We start from the raw sequence: 19,793 nt of genomic DNA on the forward strand, positions 1-19,793 counted from the left end.
TTAAAATGCAGTAAGGTTTCGACAAGGAGGCTTTCGATGCGTTCACTTCTTTTCGCCATGTTTCTTTTGGCCGGTCTGATCACCTTGCCCGTGCAGACCCTAGCGCAGGGTGGCGGCGATACGCTGGCCAAACTGAATTTCTGCGATCCCCTGATGGGGCTGAACGAAGATAATGACGACGATGACGAGGACTACGAGCGTGAGTTGGTCCGGCTGTTCGACCAGGAGCGCAGCGAAGTTTTGACGTCGGAAGCGGATGTCATGAATGCGCTTTACGAGGAGAAATGGGACCTGGCCACGGGGGCGATCGTGGAACGGGCAGAACTGTGCGCCAACGAACCAAGCTATGTCGTCCAATGGACACAGATCATGGGCGAAGGCGAGGACGGTCAGCCGGCCGTTGTGGCCGAGGGACTTCTCAGCTATCGCCGCGACGGCACGTTCCGCTTCGTTTTCGCCAAGCGACCCTATGACGGCACCTGGGAATTCAAGGAAGGTCAGATGAATATGACCGCGTCATGGCTCAACGCCGGCGAAACCCTGGTTGTGCCGGTCGAGCGGGTGATCACGCCTGTTGAGATCATCTATTCGAACGGACGCGAGAAGGATTCCTACGAGGAAGAGATCTACCGCGTCGGGCCGTTTCGCAACCTGCGGCTTTCGACCACGCATAAAGGACAGTTGCAGGACTGCAAGTGCCCCTGAGGCATCCAGGGAACGGTCAGACAAGCCCCTGAAGGTCGGCGTCCACGGCGAGCGCCTGGCCTGAAATCGTGCGACCGCGGGAGCTGGCGAGAAAGAGCATCATGTCGGCGAGTTCCCCGGCCGTGACCATCTGCGGGATCGAAGCCTGAGACATGATCGTTTCGCGGGTCTCTTCGAAGCTTTGGTTGAGGGAACGGGCCTTGGCGGCGATGACGCGGTCCTGCCGTTCGCCCGCGACGATGCCGGGCAGGATGGCGTTGACGCGGATACCGAAAGGCCCCAGCTCTCGGCTGACCGACTTGGTGAACCCGATGACGCCCCATTTCGCCGCAGCATAGGGAGTACGGTTGCGGAAACCGAAGCGCCCCGCGGCGGAAGACAGGTTGACGACCGAGGCGTTGGATGAGGCCTTGAGCGGTTCGACTGCGAGCCGGGTACAATTGAACTGCGACGTCAGGCAGATGTTCAGGGTGCGGTCCCAGTCTTCGGGATCGATCGCTTCGACAGGGGCGGTGGGGCCGGCGATGCCGGCGTTATTGATCAGGCAGTCGAGACCGCCGAGGTCTTCCAGCGCCTCTTCGAAAAACGCGGTGACGGCGGCGCGGTCGGCCACGTCACAATGGGTGGCGAGGATCTGCGGGTCGGTTTCGGCCAGCGCCGACAGCGCGGCGGCATCGACGTCACAGACCGCGACACGGGCCCCTTCGGCGGCGAAGGCGCGCGCGGTCGCGAGGCCGATGCCGTTCGCCCCGGCGGTGACGATGACGCGGTGTCCTTTCAGGCCCAGTTCCATGGTTTTCTCGCTCCCTTTTTTCCGCATGAAACGGCGAATGCAGGGGAGAGGCAAACGAAAACGACCCCGCGTCGGGGTCGTCCGTCATCCAGCAAATGGCGCCAGGTTCAATTGCAGCGTTTCTCGGCGTCTTCCACGGCGGCGGTGAAGCCTGAGAGCGAGAACGTATCCTTGGTAGTGGTGCCGCGCGCCGAGCGCGCCGTCAGCACCGCCTCGGCGCCGCGTTTCATCGCCGTCAGGATCTTGGCGTCCTCGGCGGGCGAGGCGGGCCAGGCCCATTCGCCTTCGGTGAAAAGCTCGAAGGAATTGCCATCGACATTCATATTGACGGTCGACCCCGGGGCGAAAGGATAGCCGCCGGTGAAGGTAATCTGCCCGGCGACGCCGGCATCGGGACGGAAGAAGGCCATCAGCAGGATGTCGGAGCGACGCACGGCCACGACCCGGCCGTCGCGGGTGTTGACGGTTTCCTTGGGCGATGACACCGCCCAGCATTCGCGCGGACTGGCGTCCTCGAACACCGACCAGTCGGTTTTTGCGGCGACCTGGTTGGTGCTGGTTTCCTGCGCCGAAACGCCCGCTCCGGCCAGCATCAGGAGAGCCCCGGCGAAAGCTTGCGCAACACGTGATACCATTTCTACAGCCTCCAGCTGTCTTTTTTGCCTCAATTCCCGGCGCCACACGCTCTTGGTTTTGACCTTGTTTGGCGGTGCGCCGAATTTTCAACTCGACATTGCTACATTAGACTGAAATCTGCCATGGACGGAAGAGGAATTGGCAATTTTTCGCGTAACATCAAGGGGAGCGGCGGAATGACGGCACCGGTGGAATTGGCGCAGGTCTGGCGCGGGGATTTCCTGGAGTGCGTGCATATGGGGCACGCGGTGGTCTGCAACGCACAAGGTGAGGTGATAAAGGCCTGGGGCGATCCCGAACTCGTGGTGTTGCCACGATCGTCGTCGAAGATGATCCAGGCGCTGCCCTTGGTCGAAAGCGGGGCGGCGGATGCGGCGGGGCTGACCTCGGAACATCTGGCGCTGGCCTGCGCCTCGCATAACGGGGCGGACATCCATGTCCGCCGGGTGCGGGCCTGGCTGGCGGATCTCGGGCTTTCGGATGACGATCTGCGCTGTGGCGGGCATATCCCGCGCGATGAGGCAGAGGCGAAATGCATCATCTGCGGATCGGGCCACCCGGAGCAGGTGCACAACAACTGTTCCGGTAAACACGCCGGGTTCCTGACCCTGACAAAGTATCTCGGCGCCGGCCCGGAGTATGTCGACGCGGACCACCCGGTGCAGACGGCGGTGCGCGATGCCTTCGAGGAGGTGACCGGCGAAGACAGCCCGGGTTTTGCCATTGACGGCTGCTCGGCGCCGAATTTTGCATCCTCGTTGAAAGGCATGGCGCGGGCAATGGCTTGGTTTGCCACTGCTTCGGAGACCGACGCGCGGGGCCGTGCCGCCGTACGGCTGCGCCAGGCGATGGTGGCGCATCCCGAACTGGTGGCGGGCGAGGGCCGGGCCTGCACAGAACTGATGCGCGCAATGAGCGGCAAGGTGGCGCTGAAGACCGGGGCCGAAGCCTATTTCGGGGCAATATTGCCGGAGCAGGGGCTGGGTGTTGCGCTGAAAATGGTCGACGGGCAGACGCGTGGGGCGGAAAGCGCGATTGCGTCCATTCTGGTTGAGCTGGGGGCGCTCGACGCGGGTCATCCCACGGCGCAGCGCTTCATCAACGCGCCGATCCCGAATTGCCGCGGCATCGTGGCAGCCAATGTGAGGTCGGGGGCGGCGTTTCTTTGACAGTGCGGCTCGGTGGCGCGGGCAGAACGGCCGCCGGGCCCCTGCGCCTGCACTCCCCCGCGCCGGCGCGGGGCGGCGCAACGGCCAGAGTGGTTCAACGGCCCGGCAAATCTTCGCGGCAGGGAGACGGGTCGAAATTATCGATGATCCGGACAGCGTCTTCGGCGGTATCGACGAAGCGGAACAGATCGAGATCCTCGTCAGAAATCGTGCCGGCCTCGGCCAGCGCCTTCCAATTGACGATCTTCTCCCAGAACGCGCGCCCGAAGAGCAGGAAGGGCACACGCTTCATTCGGCCGGTCTGGATCAGGGTAAGGCTCTCGAACATTTCGTCCATCGTGCCGAAGCCACCGGGAAAGATGCAAATCGCCCGCGCACGCATCAGGAAATGCATCTTGCGGATGGCGAAATAGTGGAAGTTGAAACATAGGTCAGGCGTGACGTACTCATTCGGGGCCTGCTCGTGCGGCAGCACGACGTTGAGACCGATCGACGCGCCGCCGGCCTCGGCGGCACCGCGGTTTCCGGCCTCCATCACGCCCGGGCCGCCACCGGTGCAGATGACGAATTCCTTGCCGTAATGCTCCATCGACTTAGCCGTCATCAGGCGTGAGAAGTCGCGGGCGACATCGTAGTAGTGCGACAGTTCAGCCAGCGTCTTGGTGCGGGCCTTGTCCTTCTTGGCGGGTTCCGGAATGCGGGCGCCGCCGAACAGGACGATGGTCGAGACGATGCCGCGCTCCTCGAGGATGAGCTGGGGTTTCAAGAGCTCGAGTTGCAGCCGCACCGGGCGCAATTCGTCGCGCAGCAGAAAATCCTCGTCGTCGAAGGCCAGGCGATAGGCCGGTGCGCGGGTCTGCGGCGTGTCGGGGACATGTTCGGCGGTCGAGCGGTCGAGGCCGGCGTCGCGGAACGGGCTGGTGCGGTCGTCTTTCATCGGGTCATCCCTGCTTGCGCATTTGCCTCACGCCTATAGGGTTTGCGAGGTCAACTCCAGTGACAGGGAAGTGAGAATGGATTGGAATGGCGAGATTGAGGCGGCGCGGGCACGAATTGCCGGCCATGTCGTGAAGACACCGGTGCTGGAGGCGCAAGGCTTCGGGCTGGATCACCCGGTCGAGATCAAGCTGGAACAGGTTCAGCATACCGGCAGTTTCAAGGCGCGCGGCGCGTTTAACACGCTTCTGAGCGGGGATGTGCCGGAGGGTGGCGTCGTGGCGGCCTCAGGTGGCAACCATGGCGCGGCGGTGGCTTATGCGGCGCGGGCGCTGGGGCATAGGGCGCATATCTTCGTTCCGGAATTGGCGGGACCGGCGAAAATCGCGCTGATCCGTTCTACCGGGGCCGAGCTGACGGTGGTGGACGGGGAATATGCCAATGCGCTTGAGATGGCACGGGCGCACGAGGCGGACACCGGGGCGATGCAGATCCATGCCTATGACGCAGTGCCGACGGTGGCGGGCCAAGGGACCTGCATGGCGGAATGGGAAGAACAGGGCCTGAAGGCCGAGACCGTTCTGATTGCGGTGGGTGGTGGCGGACTGATTGCCGGGGCGCTGGCCTGGCTGCAAGGGGTGCGCAAGGTTGTGGCGGTGGAGCCCGAGACCTCGTGCGCGCTGAACGCCGCTCTGGCGGCGGGCAATCCGGTGGATGTGGACGTCTCCGGTGTGGCCGCGAATGCGCTGGGGGCACGGCGGATCGGCGAGATCTGCTATGGGCTGGCGGCGCGACATCTGGCTCGGTCGGTGACGGTGAGCGACGACGCCATCCTGGCGGCGCGCGACGCGCTCTGGCGCGAGCGGCGGCAGCTGGTGGAGCCGGCGGGGGCCACGGCGCTGGCCGCACTGATGAGCGGCGCCTATCAGCCGGAGCCGGAAGAAAGGGTGGCAGTTCTGGTCTGTGGTGCAAACGTAGCGCCCGACCCGTTGGGCTAGGCGTTCAACTCTCCGGAGATACTCTGGCGGTTTTTTTGGGGGGGCGCCACTAGGCCTGCGTGGCCTGAACTCATTCTACCCTTTAATGGCCGGCCCGGCGCTTGACAGCGGGCCGCATTGAACAGGGCGGGGCTTGCCGCTATAGGCGGCGCCAATGCAAGGATTCTTTGAGGGAGACGGAACCCATGTCGAACGCACAACTGGAAGCCGCCATCGAGGCCGCGTGGGAGACCCGCGATGCGATTACGCCCACCACCACCGGCGAGACCCGCGAGGCGATCGAGGACACGCTCACTGCGCTCGACAGTGGTAGCCTGCGGGTGGCCGAGAAACAGGCGGACGGCAGCTGGCACGTCAACCAATGGGCCAAAAAGGCGGTGCTGCTGGGCTTCCGCCTGAAGGACATGGAAGAACAGGTCGGCGGGCCGCAGGGCGGCGGCTGGTGGGACAAGGTCGACAGCAAGTTCAAGGGCTGGGGCGAAAACCAGTGGGCCGCGGCCGGATTCCGCGCGGTGCCGAACTGCGTGGTGCGCAAATCGGCCTATATCGCTCCGGGCGTCGTGCTGATGCCATCGTTCGTGAACCTCGGCGCCTATGTCGACGAGGGAACTATGGTCGATACCTGGGCCACTGTCGGCAGCTGCGCCCAGATCGGCAAGAATGTACACCTTTCCGGCGGCGTCGGCATCGGCGGGGTGCTGGAGCCGATGCAGGCGGGGCCCACCATCATCGAGGACAATTGCTTCATCGGGGCGCGGTCGGAAGTGGTGGAAGGCTGCATCGTGCGCGAGGGCTCGGTGCTGGGCATGGGCGTGTTCATCGGCCAGTCGACCAAGATCGTTGACCGCGAAACCGGCGAGGTGATGTATGGCGAGGTGCCGCCCTATTCGGTGGTGGTGGCCGGGTCGATGCCGTCGAAGAACGGGATCAACCTCTATTGCGCCGTGATCGTCAAGCGGGTGGATGAAAGGACCCGCTCGAAAACCGGGATCAACGAATTGCTGCGCGACTGATGTCGCGCGTCGTGACCGCGGCGCTTTGCGCGCTCGGGACAACTCTGGGGACCGTGGCCGTGGCGGGGCCGTATGACGGGGTCTACCGCCCCGACTACCCGGGTGCAGAGAGTTGGGATTGCCGCACGGTCGGTCTGGATGGCGGCGCGCTGGCAGTGCGCGACGGCAGGTTCCTCGGTGTCGAGAACAGTTGCATCTTGACCAATCCGGTCAATGTGCGCGGCATGGCGGCGACGCTCTATGATGCCGAGTGCAGCGGCGAGGGCGAGACCTATTCCATGAGGATGATGCTGATGACGACACCGGATGGCATCGCGGTGATCGAGGACGGCCTGGCCGACAACCTGGTGCGCTGTCCGTGAGCGTGCCGTCCGCGTGACGCCCCTGTCGCCGCGGCGCGGGGCTGGACCTTTGCCGGGCGATGCGGCAAGGCAGGGGCCGCGGGTGGAGGGAAAGCCATGGCGAAAAGCGACAAGGCATCGAAACAGCGGGTCTTTACCCTTCTGGTCGAGATCGGCCGCAAGGCGGGCGACGGCTTGCCCGATGGCGCGACCGGCGCCGCGCTGATGGTCTATGCCAGCGGCGTGGACGAGGCCGAAGCGGTGCGCGAAACCGTGGCGATCCTGAAACAAGCCGACACCGCGCCGCTGGACGTGTCGGGCTATGGCACGCTGGAAGAGCGGCTGGCGGAAGGGCACGACATTTCCGACGAGGAGCGCGCGCTTATGGCCCGCGCACTGGAGGAAAACGCGGTGATCGTGGCGCAGATGACGCCGTTTTTCGACGATTGAGTCCGGCGGGCCGGGTCGGGCCGACCAGGACCGGCTTGACACCGGTGGTCCGGGGCGGCTGGATGATAGTCAGAATTGCTGACCTGTTTCCGGAGCGCGCAGATGCCAGGCCAACCAGTGAAAATCGCGATTAACGGGTTCGGGCGGATCGGACGGTCGATCCTGCGGATGCTGCTGACCACGCGGGCGGGTGAGCCGTTCGAGCTGGTGGCGATCAACGACATCGCGCCGCTAGAGGCCTGCGCCTATCTGTTCGCCTATGACAGCGTGTTCGGGCCCTTTCCCGGCGTGGTGGAGCACGCGCCGGGCGCGTTGATCGTCGACGGGCGGCGGATTCGGTTCTCCGCGGAACCGGATATCCGGGCAGTCGATCTGAGCGGGGTCGACGTTCTGCTGGAGTGCACCGGGGCGGCGGGCAATCGAGCCGATGTCGAGCGCGGGCTGGAGGCGGGCGCGGGCAACGTGCTGATCTCGGGGCCGTCGGAGGTGGCGGATGTGACCGTGGTGTTGGGGGCGAACGAGGGCGATCTGGGCGATCACCGGATCGTGTCGAATGCCAGCTGCACCACCAATGCGCTGGCGCCTTTGCTGCAGCTTCTGGAGGCCCATTGGGGGGTCGAGAGCGGGCATATGACCACGGTGCATTGCTATACCGGGTCTCAGCCCACGATCGACAAACCGAAGGAGAACCTGGCGCGGAGCCGCGCGGCGGCGCTGTCGATGGTGCCGACAACGACGAGCGCGGCGCGGCTGATCGACGTGGTGCTGCCGGCGCTAACAGGCCGGATCGAGGCGCGGGCGGTGCGGGTGCCGACCGCGAGCGTTTCGGCGATTGACCTGACGGTGCAGACGCGTGAGCCGGTGACGGTGGACGCTGTGAACGCGGTGTTGGAACGGGCGGCGCAGGAAAGCGCGGTTTTCGGCTGGATCACGCAGCCGCTGGTTTCGACCGATCTGCGGGCGCGGCCCGAGTCGATCGTGATGAGCGGGCGGGAAACCAGTGTCTCGGTGGGCGGATTGCTGCGGGTGTTCGGCTGGTATGACAACGAGTGGGGGTTTTCCAACCGGATGCTGGATGTAGCGGTGCGGATGACAATGCGATAGGGCGATGCCGGGTTGGCGGGCGGCGAGGGAGCCCGCCAACCCGGCATGGGTGGCCCCGGCGCGCCGGGGTCTGCGACCGGGTTTCTGGGGAGGCGGCGAGGAAGAGTATGTTTGCAGAGATGAAGCCTGATTTTCCGAAAGGTTTTGAAAGTGATTTGTGCAGACGGGACTTGGGGTGGCGGCTCTTTGTGGGCATGATTGGGTAAAAGGAAAGGAAACGGCATGGCGGGATTTCTGACGACGCATGTGCTGGACACGGCGCGAGGCTGCCCGGCGGAGGGGCTGGAGATCGCGCTTTACCGGCTGGACGGGGAGAGCCGGGTGCATCTGAAGACGCTCGTCACCAATGATGACGGGCGGACGGACGAGCAGATCCTGTCGGAGACAGAGTTTTCGACAGGGGTTTATGAGCTGGTCTTCCAGGCCGGCGATTACCTGCGCGCCTCGGGGCAGGCGGGGGCCGAGCCGCTGTTTCTCGACGAGGTGCCGATCCGCTTTGGCATAAGTGAGGCGTCGCACTATCACGTGCCGCTGCTTTTGTCGCCGTTTGGTTTTTCGACCTATCGCGGCAGTTAAAGCTTTCGCGCGGTTCTACCCGGAAGGCCGTGCCTTGGTGGACGCGCTCAGTGCCTTCACGATGCGCTTGACCATGAAATCGAGGAAGAGCCGCACCTTGGCGTCCTGCTTGCGCCGGTGGGTGTAGAGCGCTGCAAGTTGCACCGTGATGGGCGGCGTGTCTTCCAGCACGGGGACGAGCGCGCCCGAGGCCAGATGGTCGGCCACTTCGAAGACCGGTTTCAGAATGATGCCCTGCCCGTCGAGCGCCCAGTCGGTGAGCACGTCGCCATCGTCCGATTCGAACGGGCCGGTAACGGCGAAACGCTTGATGCCCTCTGCCGTTTCCAGCGGCCATTGGAATTCAGGCGCGCCTGGATAGCGCAGGTTGAGGCAGTCATGAGCGCCGGTGGTGAGTTCCGCCGGGTCGGACGGCGTGCCCTTGCGCGCGAGATAGTCGGGTGAGGCGCAGAGCAGGCGCGGACAATCGGCGATCTTTCGGATGCGCAGGGAACTGTCCTCGGGGGTGCCGAGGAAGAACATCACGTCGAGCCCTTCGGCGGTGACGTCGAGTTTGCGGTCGGAGAGCCGCAGGCGCAGGTTGATCAGGGGATAGTCGGCTTTAAAGGCCGGCACCTCGGGCGCGATCAGGCGGCGGCCCAGGCCCAGGGGCGCGGCGGCGTAAATGGTGCCGCGGGGATCGCGGGTGACCTGGCCCACCGCCGCCTCGGCCTCGGCCACGGCATCCAGAACCCGGGTGGCCCCGTCATAGAAAATGCGGCCCTGCTCGGTCGAGTTGAGCCGCCGCGTGGTGCGCTGAAAAAGGCGGGCATTCAAGTGATCCTCGAGCTGCGAGATGCGTGAGGAAGCAACGGCCGGAGAAATGCGCAGATCGCGCGCTGCCGCCGACATCGAGCCCAGTTCATAGACACGCACGAAGGTTCGGATATTGTCGAGATAGGACATGAGCCGTGCCATTATCAGGTATTTTTTGAAAGTGATGGGGTTTTTCCGATGGTTCAAGGAAAAAACACGATTGCGTAGGGTTTGGTAAAGAAAACAGGGAGTCAGACATGTTCGAGGCGGCAATCCTGTGGGACTGGGCGTCGTTTGCCATCCGCTGGCTGCACGTGATCACGGCGATCGCCTGGATCGGTTCGTCCTTCTATTTCATCGCGCTGGACCTCGGGTTGCGCCGAGACGGTGACCTTGGCGGCGCCGACGGCGAGGAATGGCAGGTGCATGGCGGCGGCTTTTATCACATCCGCAAGTACCTGGTGGCCCCCGAGGCGATGCCCGAACACCTGACCTGGTTCAAGTGGGAGAGCTATTCGACCTGGTTGAGCGGCGCGGCTCTGCTGGCGGTGGTCTATTGGGTGGGTGGGGAGCTTTACCTGCTTGATCAGCAAAAAGCCGATTTGGCTCTGTGGCAGGGTATCCTGATCTCGGCGGCGTCGCTGACCATCGGTTGGCTGGTCTATGACGTTCTCTGCAAGAGCGGGTTGGGCGAGAAACCGACGACGCTAATGTTGCTGTTGTTTGTGCTGCTGGTGGCGATGGGGTGGGGATACAATCAGATCTTCACCGGCCGGGCGATGATGCTGCATCTCGGGGCCTTCACCGCCACGATCATGACGGCGAACGTGTTCTTCATTATCATGCCCAATCAGCGAGTTGTGGTGGCCGATCTGAAAGCGGGGCGCAAGCCGGACCCGAAATATGGCAAGATTGCCAAGCTGCGCTCGACCCACAACAATTACCTAACGCTGCCGGTGGTCTTCCTGATGCTGTCCAATCACTATCCGCTGGCGTTTGCCACCGAATGGAACTGGGTGATCGCGGCGCTGGTGTTCCTGATGGGGGTGACGATCCGGCATTTCTTCAACTCGATGCACGCGCGGCAAGGCATGCCGTGGTGGACTTGGGGTGCGACCGCGGCGTTGTTCCTGGCGATCGTCTGGCTGTCGAGCCTGGGTGGGGGGACGAGCGAGCCTGAGGAAGAGGCGGCGCTGAGCCCGGCGCAAGTGCGGTTTGTCGAGGCCGAGGGGTTCGAGGACGTCGTTGATCTGGTGATGGGGAACTGTGCGATGTGCCATACGGCCGAGCCAGCTTATGACGGGATCCATCATGCGCCCAAGGGGGTTTTGCTCGAGACCGAGGCGCAGGTCGCGGCCTATGCGCACGAGATTTACCTGCAGGCGGGGTTGAGCCGGGCGATGCCGCCGCCAAATGCCAGTTGGATGGAACCGGAAGACCGGAGGGTGATCGTAAGGTGGTATCGCGCGGCGACAGGCGCCAAGCTGGCCAGCGGGAGTTGAGAAATGGAAACGCGCGACGAGATAAGGTTTCTGCTGAACGGCGAAGAGGTGCGCCTTGGCGGGGTGAAGGCCCGCGAGACGCTGCTGGATTTTCTGCGGATCGAGCGGCGGCTGACCGGCACCAAGGAGGGGTGCGCCGAAGGCGATTGCGGCGCCTGCACCGTGCTGGTGGGGCGGCTGGACGGGGCCGGGCTGCGCTATGAGCCGGTGAATGCCTGTATCCGCTTCCTGGCGACGGTGGATGGCTGCCACGTGGTCACGGTGGAGCATCTGCGCGGTCCCGATGGCGGCATGACGGCGGTGCAGCAGGCGATGGTCGAACATCACGGGTCGCAATGCGGCTTTTGCACACCGGGGATCGTGATGGCGCTTTACGCGCTATGGATGGAAACGCCGCGACCCAGCGAGGCGCAGGTGGAAGAGGCGCTGCAGGGCAACCTGTGCCGCTGCACCGGCTATTCGCCGATTGTGCAGGCGGCGCGGGCGGCGGCGACATACGGGCTGCCTGAGAGTGATCCGTTGCTGGCTGAACGCGACTCGGTGACAGCTCGGTTGGAGACGCTGCGTGATGGGGTGAGGGTGGTTCTGGAAGACGGGTATCTGCCGGCGGATGTGACGGATTTTGCAGGCCTCTATGTGGCGCACCCCGAGGCCACCGTCGTGGCAGGGGCGACAGACGTCGGGTTGTGGGTGACGAAGTTCCTGCGCGAGATTTCTCCGGCGATCTTCATCGGTCATCTCGACGGGTTAAAGGCGATCGAGGAGACAGCGGATACAATCCGGATCGGCGCCGGCGCGAGCTATACCGAGGCCGCGCCGGTGCTTCTGGGCGCCTTCCCGCACCTGGCCGAGTATTGGAGCCGGATTGCCGGCTGGCAGGTTCGCAATGCGGGCACGGTGGGTGGCAACATCGCCAACGGATCCCCGATCGGCGACACGCCACCGGTGCTGATCGCGCTGGGTGCCCGGCTGGTGCTGCGTCACGGGGACGTACGGCGGGACATCCCGCTCGAGGACTTCTTCCTCGACTATGGTCGGCAGGACCGGCGCCCCGGCGAGTTTGTCGAGGCGATCGTCGTTCCAAAGGCGATGCCGGGCAGTTTGCACGCGGCCTGGAAGGTTTCGAAGCGGCGGGACGAAGATATTTCCTCGGTTGCTGCCGGGTTCGCGATGCGGGTTGAGGGCGGCAGGATCGCCAATCCCAAGCTGGCCTTCGGTGGCATGGCTGAAGTGCCGAAACGGGCGAGGGCGGCCGAGGCGTTGCTGGACGGCGCCGCGTTCGACGCGGCCAGTTTCGAGGCCGCTGCCAACGTGTTGGCCGAGGACTTCACCCCGCTCAGCGACTGGCGGGCCTCGGCGGACTATCGGATGCTGGTGGCGCAAAACCTGCTGCGGCGGTTCTGGGCGGAGCAGGGCGCCGGAGCAGTGGCCCGGCTGACACGGAGGATCAGCGCATGATCAAGGGTGGCGTGCATCAACCGATCGCACATGACAGCGCAGTGAAACATGTCACCGGACGGGCCGAGTATTGCGACGATATCCCCGAGCCCGCCGGGACGCTGCACGCCTATCTCGGCGTGTCGGAGGTAGCGCATGGGCGGATCACCGGCATGGACCTGAGTGCGGTTCTGGCGGCGCCCGGGGTTGTCGGCGTCTTGACCGCGAAGGACATCCCCGGCGAAAACCAGATCAGTGCGGTCGGTGCCGGCGATGAACCGATCTTCGCGGAAGAGGTGGTCGAGTTCCACGGCCAACCGCTGTTCGCCGTGGTCGCCGAAACCCGCGACGCGGCCCGGCGAGCGGCAGCGCAGGCGAAGATCGAGATCAACACGCTGGATCCAGTGGTGACTGTAGGCGACGCCGTGGAGCGCGGCATGCCGCATGTCACCGCCCCGCTGACCCTGGTACGGGGCGACGCGGCGGCGGGGTTGGCGCGTTCGGCAAATCGCATACGCGGGCGTATGGAGATCGGTGGGCAGGAACATCTCTATCTCGAGGGTCATATCGCCTTTGCCATTCCCGGCGAGGATGAGGACGTGGTTGTGCATTGCTCGACCCAGCACCCAAGCGAGGCGCAGCATATGGTGGCCCATGTGCTAGGAGTGCCGTCGCATTCGGTGGTGGTGAACGTGCGCCGGATGGGCGGCGGGTTCGGTGGCAAGGAAAGCCAGATGAACCTGTTTGCCTGTGTCGCGGCCGTGGCGGCGAAACGCTGGAACCGACCGGTGAAAATTCGTCCCGACCGCGACCAAGACATGGCTTCGACCGGGAAAAGACACGATTTCTTATGTAGTTACGAGGTCGGTTTCGACGACGACGGCCGGATCGAGGCGGTCGATGCCGAGTTGGCGGCGCGCTGCGGCGTCGCCGCCGACCTGTCCGGCCCGGTGACCGATCGGGCGTTGTTCCATGCCGACAACGCCTATTTCTTCCCCGACGTGCGTCTAAGTTCGCGACCGATGAAAACGCATACGGTATCGAATACGGCCTTTCGCGGTTTTGGTGGGCCGCAAGGGGTGGTGATGGGTGAGCGGATCATCGAGGAGATCGCCTATGCGCTGGGTCGCGATCCGCTGGAGATTCGCAAGGCGAATTTCTATAGCGCCGGCCGGGATGTCACCCCATATCACCAAACCGTCGAAGACAACATACTTGAACGTATTGTTGGCGAGCTGGAGGAGCGCAGTGACTATCAGGCGCGGCGGTCGGCGGTTCTGGAGGAGAACGCCACCGGTGGCCTCATCCGTCGAGGGATTGCGCTGACGCCGGTGAAGTTCGGCATTTCCTTCACCGCGACCTGGTACAACCAGGCTGGGGCCTTGGTGCATGTCTACAATGACGGGTCGATCATGCTGAACCATGGCGGTACCGAGATGGGGCAGGGTCTCAACATCAAGGTGGCGCAGGTCGTGGCCGACGCGTTCCAGGTCGATCTCGATCTGGTGAAGGTGACGAAAACCACGACCGAGAAAGTGCCAAACAGCTCGGCCACGGCGGCTTCGAGCGGGTCCGATCTGAACGGCATGGCGGCGCGCGATGCCTGCGAGCAGATCAAGGCGCGTTTGGTTGAATTCGCCTGTGATAGCAAAGGGATAAAGCCGGAAGAGGTGGAGTTTCGGCCGGGCCATGTGCGGGTCGGTGATGCGGACATAGGTTGGGCCGACTTCGTGAAATCGGCCTATCTGGCGCGGGTGCAACTTTCGGCCGCCGGGTTTTACAAGACGCCGAAAATCCACTGGGACCGCGAGACCGGGCAGGGCCGGCCATTCTACTATTTCGCCTATGGTGCGGCCTGTTCCGAGGTGTCGGTGGACACGCTGACCGGCGAATACCAGGTCGAGCGGGTGGACATCCTGCATGATGTGGGCCGCTCGCTGAACCCGGCGATCGACGTCGGTCAGGTGGAGGGCGGGTTCATCCAGGGCATGGGATGGCTGACCACGGAAGAGCTGTGGTGGGACGCTCAGGGCCGGCTGCGAACACACGCGCCTTCGACCTACAAGATCCCGCTGGCCTCGGACCGGCCGCGGGCGTTCAACGTGACTCTGGCGGAATGGTCGGTGAACCCGGAGCGCACGATCAAACGCTCGAAAGCCGTGGGTGAGCCGCCTTTCATGCTGGCGATCTCGGTGCTCGAAGCGCTGTCGATGGCCGTGGCGAGCGTGGCGGACTATCGCGAATGTCCGCGACTGGATGCGCCGGCCACGCCCGAGCGGGTCCTAATGGCGGTTGAGAGAATGCGGGGAGTGGTATGACTCTGACGCAGTTTTTGGAGGAATATCAAACGGTTGTGCGCGTGTCGCTGACGCGAATTCGGGGCTCGTCGCCTCGGGAAGCGGGGGCCGAGATGTTCGTCTCGCCTGATGGGGTGTACGGAACGATCGGGGGCGGGCAGCTGGAGTACCTGGCACTCGATCAGGCGCGGGCAATGATTGTGCAGGGCAGGCAACATATGGCGATGGATGTTCCGCTCGGCCCCGAGATCGGGCAGTGCTGTGGCGGCCGGGTGGACCTGAGCCTCGACCGGCTGGATGCCGCCGCCCGGCAGACCGCGGTGCAGCGGGCGCAAGACGCGGCAGCGGCCTGGCCGGAAGTTTTGATTTTCGGCGCCGGGCATGTCGGGCGGGCCCTGAGTGTCGCGCTGGCCCCCCTGCCATTGCGCGTGCGGCTGATCGACAGCCGCGCCGAAGAGCTCGCGCGGGCGCGGGCCGCCGAAGGATGCCTGACGGCCTTCCCGGAACGCGAGATCGCGCGGGCCGGGACAGCTGCGGCTTTCGTCGTTGCAACGCATGATCATGCGCTGGATTTCCTGCTGGCCGGCGAAGCGCTACAACGGCGGGACGCGTCTTATGTCGGCATGATCGGATCGGCCACGAAACGGGCCCGGTTCGAACGCTGGCTGCGTCAAACCGAGGCGGCAGCCGGGGCGGACCGTCTGGTCTGCCCGATGGGGCAGGTCGGGTTGGGCGACAAACGGCCGGAGGTGATTGCCGCCTTCGTCGCCACCGATCTCTTGCAAGCCTTTGCGGCGCAAAATGCCTGGCAAGGTGCGGAGATGGCGCAATGAGCCGAACATTGCTGCGGGGGCGAGTGCTGAGCTTTCACGCCGCACCGCAAGGCGCAGACGACAGCGCTTTTACCTATCTCGAGGACGGTGCACTCCTGATCGAAGACGGAAGGATCGTGAAGCGGGGGAGCCATACCGAGTTGAAAGGTCTGGCCGAACTCGAGATCGACCATCGGCCGCATCTTCTGATGGCGGGGTTCATTGATGCACATGTCCACTTTCCGCAGGTCCAGGTGATCGCGTCCTGGGGAGAGCAACTGCTCGACTGGCTTGAAAACTATACCTTTCCGGCCGAGATGGGCTTTGCCGATCCTGTTCATGCCGCAGAAATGGCGCGGATCTACTACGACCTGCTTTGCGCCCACGGAACGACCACGGCAGCGTCCTACTGCTCGGTCCATGCGGCGTCGGCAGAGGCCTATTTCGCAGAGGCGGCGCGGCGCAACATGTGCATGATCGGCGGCAAGGTGATGATGGATCGTGGCGCGCCGGAAGGGTTGCGCGATACGCCACAGTCTGGATACGACGATAGCCGCGCGCTGATCGAGAACTGGCACGGCAAGGGACGAGCGCACTACGCGATCACGCCGCGGTTCGCGATTACCTCGACCCCCGAACAGCTGGAGGCGGCCGGGGCGCTGGCGGCGGAGTATCCGGACTGTTACGTACAGACCCATGTCGATGAGAATCTGAACGAAATCGCGCTGGCGGCCGAGCTCTACCCCGGGGCGCATGACTATATGGGGATCTATGAAAAATTCGGTCTGCTCGGGCCGCGGTCGTTGATGGGGCATTGCATCCACATGACTGCCCGCGAGATCCGGGTGCTTGCCGAAACCGGAGCGAAACCGGTCTTCTGCCCGACCTCCAACCTGTTTCTTGGCAGCGGGCTTTACGATGATGCCGGGTTGCGGCGGCAGGGTGTTCACGGGGCGATTGCCACGGATGTCGGCGGCGGCACCAGCTATTCGATGCTGCAGACTATGAACGAGGGCTACAAGGTGCTGCAGTTGCAGCGCCAACAACGGCATCCGTTCGAGATGTTTCACTGGATCACGCGCGGTAACGCCGTGGCGCTTGGGCTGGAGGACCGGATCGGCACGCTGGAGCCCGACACGGACGCCGATGTGGTCGTTCTGGATGCCCGCGCGACGCTCGAGATGCGGCTTCGCGCCGAAACCGTGGAGACCCTGGCGGAAGAGTTGTTCCTGCTGATGATTCTGGGCGATGATCGGGCCGTCGTGCAAACCTATGTGGCCGGAGAGGCAATGAAATGACCGAACTGGAGCGCGTGATCGCGGTGGCGCGCGGCGACGAGCCGGCCGATATCGTGTTGCGCGGCGGGCAGGTTTTTGACGTGATCACCGGTGACATGATCGCCGGTGACGTGGCGGTTTGCGGTGACCGGATCGCCGGCTTTGGTGCACCGTATGAGGGCGGCGAAATCATTGACGTTAAGGGACTAATTCTGGTTCCCGGTTTCATTGATACGCACCTGCATATCGAAAGTTCGCTGGTGACTCCCTACGAGTTCGACCGCTGCGTCGGGCCACGTGGGGTGACGACGGCGATCTGCGACCCGCATGAAATTGCCAATGTGGTTGGGGTCAAAGGGATCGAGTATTTCCTTGAGGCCTCCGCGCACACGCTGATGGATATCCGTGTGCAGTTGTCCTCCTGTGTGCCTTCGACCGAGATGGAGACGGCGGGGGCGCGGATCGGGGCCGAGGATCTTTCGCGGCTCAGGGACCACCCGCGCGTGATCGGGCTGGCCGAGTTCATGAACTATCCTGGAGTGATCCATCGTGATCCGGGGGCGATGGCAAAACTGCACGCCTTTGAGGGCCGGCATATCGACGGGCACGCGCCGCTGTTGTCGGGGCGCGATCTCAATGCCTATGTCGCGGCAGGCATCCGGACCGAGCATGAGGCGACGAGCGCGGCAGAAGCGCGCGAGAAACTGCAGAAGGGCATGCGGGTGCTGATCCGCGAGGGCTCGGTGTCCAAGGACATGCGCGCTTTGGCAGAGATCCTGAACGATTATACGTCGGCGTACTGTTGTCTCTGCACCGACGATCGCAATCCGCTGGATATTGCCGAGCAGGGCCATCTCGATCACATGATCCGCAGCCTGATCGGGTTGGGCTGTTCGCCGCGGGCGGTTTACCGGGCGGCGAGCCTGAGCGGGGCCGAGGCCTTCGGGCTGAAAGACAGGGGCCAGATCGCGCCGGGCAAGCGGGCTGATATCGTGGCGGTTGACAGCCTGGACAGGTGCAGCGCGCAGATGGTGATGGCGGGTGGCGTGGTACTGAGCGACGATGCCTTCGCACGGCGAACCATCGTCGCGCCGGTGGGGCGCGCCTCGGTCAAGGCGCGGGCGGTGACGGCTGAGGATTTCCGCTCCGGGGGAAACCAAGACCACACGGATGTTATTGGAATCATAGAAGGAAAGATCATCACGGCGCATCTGCGCGAGACCATCCCGATCGTGGATGGTGACAAGCGACCGGATTTGGCGCGCGACCTCGTAAAGATCGCGGTGCTGGAGCGGCACGGTCTGAATGGCAACATGGCGACGGGTTTCGTCAAGGGGTTCGGGCTGACGGCAGGGGCGATCGGCTCGACCGTCTGCCATGATCATCACAACATCGCCGTAGTGGGGGCCGATTACGCTGACATGGCGTTGGCGGCCAACCGTCTGGGCGAAATCGAGGGCGGGTTCGTCGTGGTGCGGGACGGTGCCATTCTGGCCGAACTGGCATTGCCGGTGGCGGGATTGATGAGCCTGCAGCCATACGAAGCCGTACGGGATGAGCTGATCCCGCTACGCGAGGCGGCCAAAAGCCTGGGTGTGACTTTGCATGAGCCTTTTTTGCAGCTTGCCTTCCTGGCTCTGCCGGTGATCCCGAGTCTGAAGATCACCGATCGCGGTCTGGTGGACGTGGAGCGGTTCGAGATCATTTCGTGACAGTCACTTGAAAAAACCGTGCTGCAAACAGGGGACAAAGGCGCCCGTCACATTCTCGGCAAGATGAAAGCGGAACCGGCGAATGGCGTCAGCCGATGGCCTCGACCAGCGCGGGTAGTTCACCGAGGTCGACGAGTTCGGCATAACGGGACGAGCGGGGCGGCGGTTCGGCCTTCTCCAGTTCCCATTCCAGCCCGTGCGGAACGTAGATGCCCCAACCGCCCGCGGCGATGGCCGGCAGCACGTCGGACCGCATCGAGTTGCCGACCATCATGGCGCGGCCCGGGCCGTGCCCGTGGCGGGTGAAGGCGGCTCGGTAAGTCTCGGGCGTCTTGTGGGAGACGATCTCGACTGCATCGAACAACTCGCCCAAGCCCGATTGCGCCAGTTTGCGTTCCTGGTCGAGCAGGTCGCCCTTGGTAATCAGCACCAACCGGTAGTCTTCGGCGAGCGAGGTGACGGCGTCCTGGGCGTGAGGCAGCAGTTCGATCGGATGGCGCAGCATGTCCTGGCCGGCCGAGATGATCTCGTGGATCACCGAGCCAGGCACCCGGTCGGAGGTGACTTCCAAAGCGGTTTCGATCATCGACAGCATGAAGCCCTTGATGCCGAATCCATAATGACCGAGGTTGCGGCGTTCGGCATCGAGCAACCGTTCGGCGAGGTGATCGGGATCGGCGTAATCGGCCAACAGGCCGGCGAATCGCTCCTGCGTGATCTGGAAGAATCGTTCGTTGTGCCAGAGCGTATCGTCGGCATCGAACCCGATTGTTGTCAATTTCCGCGTCATTCTCAGGCTCATCCCCGGGCCAGTACCACCGCACCCTCTTTTCTCGCTGGTAACAGAGGTTATATAGAACGTCCCAGGCAATGACACCGAAATGAGACGTGAGACGCATGTCCGAATGGACGCATATCATGGCGGGTAAAGGAGATGACGAGGGCGACACCTCGGTCATCGTGCAGACGCGGCCGAAGACCAAGCGGCCGCCGCTCTACAAGGTGCTGATGCTGAACGACGACTACACGCCGATGGAGTTCGTCGTGCATGTACTGGAGCGGTTTTTCGGCATGAACCACGCCCAGGCCTTCGAGATCATGTTGACGGTACACAAGAAGGGTATCGCGGTTGTCGGCGTGTTCAGCCACGAAATTGCCGAGACCAAGGTGGCGCAGGTAATGGACGCGGCGCGCCGGCACCAACACCCGCTGCAATGCACGATGGAACGGGAGTGAGGGC

Annotated in this window: 20 protein-coding genes; 15 read left to right on the plus strand and 5 right to left on the minus strand. The window is 63.9% G+C overall.

Going from position 1 to position 19,793, the window contains the following annotated elements:
* Window positions 1–36: 36 nt before the first annotated feature.
* Entirely contained in the window at window positions 37–705 is a 669-nt protein-coding gene (locus NO357_RS13825) for a hypothetical protein (RefSeq protein WP_306736281.1), read from the plus strand.
* 16 nt (window positions 706–721) lie between these two features.
* Here NO357_RS13825 and NO357_RS13830 read toward each other — a convergent pair whose 3' ends face one another.
* Both NO357_RS13830 and NO357_RS13835 read right to left on the minus strand, forming a co-directional pair.
* A complete protein-coding gene (locus NO357_RS13830; RefSeq protein WP_306736282.1) occupies window positions 722–1,498 on the minus strand; it encodes an SDR family oxidoreductase in 777 nt (258 codons plus the stop codon).
* 107 nt (window positions 1,499–1,605) lie between these two features.
* On the minus strand, window positions 1,606–2,133 hold the full coding sequence (locus tag NO357_RS13835) for an invasion associated locus B family protein (protein WP_306736283.1): 528 nt from the start codon (window positions 2,131–2,133) through the stop codon (window positions 1,606–1,608).
* A 177-nt stretch (window positions 2,134–2,310) separates the two neighbouring features.
* On the opposite strand from NO357_RS13835, the gene NO357_RS13840 reads away from it, so the two are divergent.
* Complete coding sequence (locus NO357_RS13840) at window positions 2,311–3,303, plus strand: asparaginase (protein ID WP_306736284.1); 993 nt, start codon at window positions 2,311–2,313, stop codon at window positions 3,301–3,303.
* Window positions 3,304–3,397: 94 nt separating this feature from the next.
* Here the strand turns inward: NO357_RS13840 and NO357_RS13845 are convergent, their stop codons facing one another.
* Complete coding sequence (locus tag NO357_RS13845) at window positions 3,398–4,240, minus strand: LOG family protein (RefSeq protein ID WP_306736285.1); 843 nt, start codon at window positions 4,238–4,240, stop codon at window positions 3,398–3,400.
* Between the two features lie 76 nt (window positions 4,241–4,316).
* Between NO357_RS13845 and NO357_RS13850 the strand changes: the two genes are divergently transcribed.
* From NO357_RS13850 to uraH, 6 genes are all read left to right on the plus strand, one after another.
* Window positions 4,317–5,237: a threonine/serine dehydratase gene (locus tag NO357_RS13850; RefSeq protein WP_306736286.1), complete on the plus strand. Its 921-nt coding sequence runs from the start codon at window positions 4,317–4,319 to the stop codon at window positions 5,235–5,237.
* 185 nt (window positions 5,238–5,422) lie between these two features.
* Window positions 5,423–6,250 (plus strand): 2,3,4,5-tetrahydropyridine-2,6-dicarboxylate N-succinyltransferase, encoded by an 828-nt coding sequence (gene dapD, locus NO357_RS13855; protein ID WP_306736287.1) that lies wholly within the window; start codon window positions 5,423–5,425, stop codon window positions 6,248–6,250.
* Window positions 6,250–6,612, plus strand: coding sequence for a hypothetical protein (locus NO357_RS13860; RefSeq protein WP_306736288.1), 363 nt, complete (start codon window positions 6,250–6,252; stop codon window positions 6,610–6,612). The genes dapD and NO357_RS13860 overlap by 1 nt, the downstream gene beginning before the upstream one ends.
* A gap of 96 nt (window positions 6,613–6,708) precedes the next feature.
* Entirely contained in the window at window positions 6,709–7,041 is a 333-nt protein-coding gene (locus NO357_RS13865) for a DUF8846 family protein (RefSeq protein WP_306736289.1), read from the plus strand.
* A 102-nt stretch (window positions 7,042–7,143) separates the two neighbouring features.
* Window positions 7,144–8,145, plus strand: a complete 1,002-nt coding sequence (locus NO357_RS13870) for a type I glyceraldehyde-3-phosphate dehydrogenase (protein ID WP_306736290.1) — start codon at window positions 7,144–7,146, stop codon at window positions 8,143–8,145.
* A gap of 222 nt (window positions 8,146–8,367) precedes the next feature.
* Window positions 8,368–8,721 (plus strand): hydroxyisourate hydrolase, encoded by a 354-nt coding sequence (gene uraH / locus NO357_RS13875; RefSeq protein ID WP_306736291.1) that lies wholly within the window; start codon window positions 8,368–8,370, stop codon window positions 8,719–8,721.
* Between the two features lie 15 nt (window positions 8,722–8,736).
* Here uraH and NO357_RS13880 read toward each other — a convergent pair whose 3' ends face one another.
* On the minus strand, window positions 8,737–9,666 hold the full coding sequence (locus NO357_RS13880; RefSeq protein ID WP_306736529.1) for a LysR family transcriptional regulator: 930 nt from the start codon (window positions 9,664–9,666) through the stop codon (window positions 8,737–8,739).
* A gap of 107 nt (window positions 9,667–9,773) precedes the next feature.
* Here NO357_RS13880 and NO357_RS13885 point away from each other — a divergent pair, with 107 nt between their 5' ends.
* From NO357_RS13885 to ade, 6 genes are read left to right on the plus strand one after another with little or no spacing between them, the layout of a single operon-like run.
* Window positions 9,774–11,018: a urate hydroxylase PuuD gene (locus NO357_RS13885; protein WP_306736292.1), complete on the plus strand. Its 1,245-nt coding sequence runs from the start codon at window positions 9,774–9,776 to the stop codon at window positions 11,016–11,018.
* A gap of 3 nt (window positions 11,019–11,021) precedes the next feature.
* The gene (gene xdhA, locus NO357_RS13890) at window positions 11,022–12,476 is read left to right on the plus strand and encodes a xanthine dehydrogenase small subunit (RefSeq protein WP_306736293.1); all 1,455 of its coding nucleotides are present in this window, start codon (window positions 11,022–11,024) and stop codon (window positions 12,474–12,476) included.
* A complete protein-coding gene (gene xdhB, locus NO357_RS13895; protein ID WP_306736294.1) occupies window positions 12,473–14,773 on the plus strand; it encodes a xanthine dehydrogenase molybdopterin binding subunit in 2,301 nt (766 codons plus the stop codon). Before xdhA ends, xdhB begins: the two co-directional genes overlap by 4 nt.
* Window positions 14,770–15,585, plus strand: a complete 816-nt coding sequence (gene xdhC / locus NO357_RS13900) for a xanthine dehydrogenase accessory protein XdhC (protein WP_306736295.1) — start codon at window positions 14,770–14,772, stop codon at window positions 15,583–15,585. Before xdhB ends, xdhC begins: the two co-directional genes overlap by 4 nt.
* Window positions 15,582–16,862, plus strand: a complete 1,281-nt coding sequence (guaD, locus tag NO357_RS13905; protein ID WP_306736296.1) for a guanine deaminase — start codon at window positions 15,582–15,584, stop codon at window positions 16,860–16,862. Before xdhC ends, guaD begins: the two co-directional genes overlap by 4 nt.
* Entirely contained in the window at window positions 16,859–18,553 is a 1,695-nt protein-coding gene (gene ade, locus NO357_RS13910; protein WP_306736297.1) for an adenine deaminase, read from the plus strand. Before guaD ends, ade begins: the two co-directional genes overlap by 4 nt.
* An 88-nt stretch (window positions 18,554–18,641) precedes the next feature.
* Here ade and NO357_RS13915 read toward each other — a convergent pair whose 3' ends face one another.
* Complete coding sequence (locus tag NO357_RS13915; protein WP_306736298.1) at window positions 18,642–19,343, minus strand: HAD family hydrolase; 702 nt, start codon at window positions 19,341–19,343, stop codon at window positions 18,642–18,644.
* A 107-nt stretch (window positions 19,344–19,450) separates the two neighbouring features.
* On the opposite strand from NO357_RS13915, the gene clpS reads away from it, so the two are divergent.
* On the plus strand, window positions 19,451–19,789 hold the full coding sequence (gene clpS, locus NO357_RS13920) for an ATP-dependent Clp protease adapter ClpS (RefSeq protein WP_306736299.1): 339 nt from the start codon (window positions 19,451–19,453) through the stop codon (window positions 19,787–19,789).
* Window positions 19,790–19,793: the final 4 nt, after the last annotated feature.

The organism is Marimonas arenosa (genome assembly GCF_030848945.1).
Taxonomy (GTDB): domain Bacteria; phylum Pseudomonadota; class Alphaproteobacteria; order Rhodobacterales; family Rhodobacteraceae; genus Marimonas; species Marimonas arenosa.